At 74.9% G+C, this 2,961-nt stretch carries 3 protein-coding genes; all 3 read left to right on the top strand.

Annotation, left to right across the window (positions count from 1 at the left end; genetic code table 11):
* A partial coding sequence (locus CBZ_RS21515; RefSeq protein WP_373862172.1) for a hypothetical protein occupies nucleotides 1-219 on the top strand: 219 nt, incomplete at its 5' end.
* Nucleotides 216-1,205: a DUF8094 domain-containing protein gene (locus CBZ_RS12170; protein ID WP_130781804.1), complete on the top strand. Its 990-nt coding sequence runs from the start codon at nucleotides 216-218 to the stop codon at nucleotides 1,203-1,205. The genes CBZ_RS21515 and CBZ_RS12170, both read left to right, overlap by 4 nt.
* 196 nt (nucleotides 1,206-1,401) lie before the next feature.
* The gene (locus tag CBZ_RS12165) at nucleotides 1,402-2,334 is read left to right on the top strand and encodes a tetratricopeptide repeat protein (protein WP_130781803.1); all 933 of its coding nucleotides are present in this window, start codon (nucleotides 1,402-1,404) and stop codon (nucleotides 2,332-2,334) included.
* Nucleotides 2,335-2,961 lie beyond the last annotated feature (627 nt).

Genomic DNA, 2,961 nt, shown 5'->3' with positions numbered 1-2,961 from the left:
GCGCCCGGCCAGCCGTCCCGCGCGGGGTCGCCCACGGCCCCCGACGCCCCGTCCGCCCACCCGCGGCCGGCGTGGCTCCCGCCCACGGGCGAGAACGCGGCCCGTCCCGACGACCCGACGGCGACCCCGCCGGGCTCCCGGGGCGACGCGTGGCGGCGGGCATGGGGCCTGCCACCGATCGAGACGACCGACGACCGCACCGAGGAGGAGGGCCGATGACCGCCCGCCGCTTCCTGCCCGCCCTCGTCGGGCTCGTGCTCCTCGCCGGGTGCGCGGCCCCGCTGCCGGAGCCGTCGCCCGAGCCCGCTCCCGCCGTCGCACCTGCGGCGACGACCGTCGGGCAGTCGACGGACGTCCTCACGGACGTCGGGGCGGTGCTGGCCGCGGCCGACGCGGTGCTGGACCCCGCCGCCCTCGCGCCCCGGGTGACCGGACCCGCCCTGGCGACCCGGACCGCGGAGTACAGGCGCGCGTCGGCGACCGCCAACGCGAAGCTCCCCACGGTGCTGCCGACGGCCGAGCAGGCGCTCGTGGTCCCGCAGACGACGGCGTGGCCGCGCACGCAGCTCGTGGTGACGGAGCAGCCCGACGACCTGCAGGCCCCGCGCATCCTCGTCCTGCAGCAGGCCGCTCCCCGCGAGCAGTACAAGCTGTGGGGCTGGGCCCGCATGGGGCAGGGCATCCAGATGCCCGCGACCGCGTCGCCCGAGACCGGCAGCGCGGTGCTCGCGCCCGACGTGACGGGCCTCGTGGCGACCCCGGTCGACGCGATGCTCCAGTACGCGGACGTGCTCGCGAACGGCGACGCCTCGGCGTTCGCCGCGTCGTTCGCGCCGGACGCCTTCCGGGCGGGGATCGAGGCCGCCCGGGCGGCGACCGCCGCCGGCGTGGAGGCGGCCGGGACGGCGACGGAGACCTACACCCCCGCGCCGGCCCCGGTCGTCGCGCTGGCGACGGTCGACGGCGGGGCGATCGTGGTGGGCGAGATGACGACGGTGTCCACCGTGACGCTGACGGTGTCCGGTGGGACGATCCCGATCACCGACCCGTTCTACGCTGCCCTCGCGGGCACGGACAGCGCCGGCACCGCGTTCGCCCGCACGTTCACCGACGTGCTCGTCATGTACGTCCCACCCGCGGACAGCGGGGCGCCGATCCAGGTGCTGGCGGCCGAGCACGCCGTCACCGCCGCCAGCGCCTCCTGACCGTCCCGCCCGGTCACCGACCGGTCCCGCGGACTGGTTCGATGGGCAGGCCGGTCGTCCGCGACCGGCACGGACTGCCGGTCCGGCGAGAGCGGCCGTCCGGACGGACCAGCGAGACCGAGCAGCACGACGACCGACCCGCGACCGACCCGCTACGGCGCCGCCTCCGCGTCGCCCGGCACGAAGGATGACCCGCATGACCCAGCCCACCGGTCCCCGTCCCCGTCTCGACGTCCGCGGCGCCGTCGACCTGTCCGGTCTCGCCCGGACCACACCGGCGCCGGGTTCGCCGGGTGGCCTCGACCGACCGAGCGCCTACGTGGTCGACGTCGACGAGGCGTCGTTCGGCGACGTCGTCCAGCGCTCCACTCAGCACCCGGTGGTCGTGGTGCTGTGGGCACCGTGGAGCGAGGTGAGCACGGGCGTCGCGGCCGACCTGGCGGCGCTCGCCGAGGAGGACGCCGGCCGCTGGCTGCTCGCCCGGATCGACGCCGACGCGAACCCGCAGGTGGCCGCCGCGTTCCAGGCCCAGTCGGTGCCGACGGTCGTGGCGGTCCTCGCGGGCCAGCCGCTGCCGCTGTTCCAGGGGGCGTACCCGCGCGACCAGGTGCGGGCCGTGCTGGACCAGGTGCTCGCGGCCGCGGAGGCGAACGGCATCACGGGCCGTGTCACGCCGGCGACCGAGGGGGAGCCCGAGGCCGAGCCGGAGCCCGACCTGCCCCCGCTGCACCAGGCGGCGTACGACGCGATCGAGGCGGACGACCTCGACGCGGCGCGCGCGGCCTACGAGCAGGCGCTCCAGGAGAACCCGCGCGACACCCTGGCTCGGGCCGGCCTCGCGCAGGTCGGTCTGCTCGACCGCACGCGCGACCTCGACCTGCGGGCCGCACGCACGGCAGCCGCCGACCGGCCCGGTGACGTGGACGCCCAGCTCGCGGTCGCGGACCTCGACGTGCTCGGCGGTCAGGTCGAGGACGCGTTCGCCCGGCTGGTCGACGTGCTGCGCCAGACCGCCGGCGACGAGCGCGAGCGCGTCCGCCAGCGGCTCGTCGACCTGTTCGAGGTGATCGGGGGCGACGACCCCCGCGTGGTCGCGGCCCGTCGCGCGATGGCCAGCGCCCTGTACTGACACGCGCCGGCCGTCCGCGCCGACCCGGTGCCCGGCCCGTCCGGTACCCCGAACGCCCTCCAGCAGCCGCCCGACGCGGCCGCGGGAGGGCGTTCGTGCAGGTCAGGGCACCGAACGGCCGCTGCGGACCGCTCGGTGCGGCCGGGGTGACGGGGGTCACCGGACGCGGATTTGCTCTTCCGTCCCAGCGCTGCGTAATGTTCTCGATGTCGCCCGGCAGGGAGGAACGGACACCGAGGAACGATCCCGGTGGCTGGTCCCCCGAGCGATACCCCGGATACTCCGAGCTGGTGAGACTCTCACCGGCCGACACGAGTGCCCGGACCTGGAACGAGGTTCCACCCCGATCGATCGGCCCGGACAGGGCAGGTTGACGAGGAAGACCCGGTCCGCTAAGTTTGAACGGTTGCCTCCGGCCAGATCGAAAGATCTGAAGGGATGCGCGTCTGTTCCTTGAGAACTCAACAGTGTGCCAAGTAGTCGATGCCAAGATGGTTCATCGCACGTGAGTGTGGTGGGTCTTGGTTGAGATCGAGGAGGCGTGTTCCACCCCGTGGGATGCGTGTCCTCTTGACAGCCGAATCTGATTGGCCCTTTCGGGGGCTGTTTCGTGTGTCGGTTGCTCAT

The organism is Cellulomonas biazotea, assembly GCF_004306155.1.
GTDB classification, from domain to species: domain Bacteria; phylum Actinomycetota; class Actinomycetes; order Actinomycetales; family Cellulomonadaceae; genus Cellulomonas; species Cellulomonas biazotea.
This window is presented reverse-complemented; position numbering and strand designations above follow the sequence as displayed.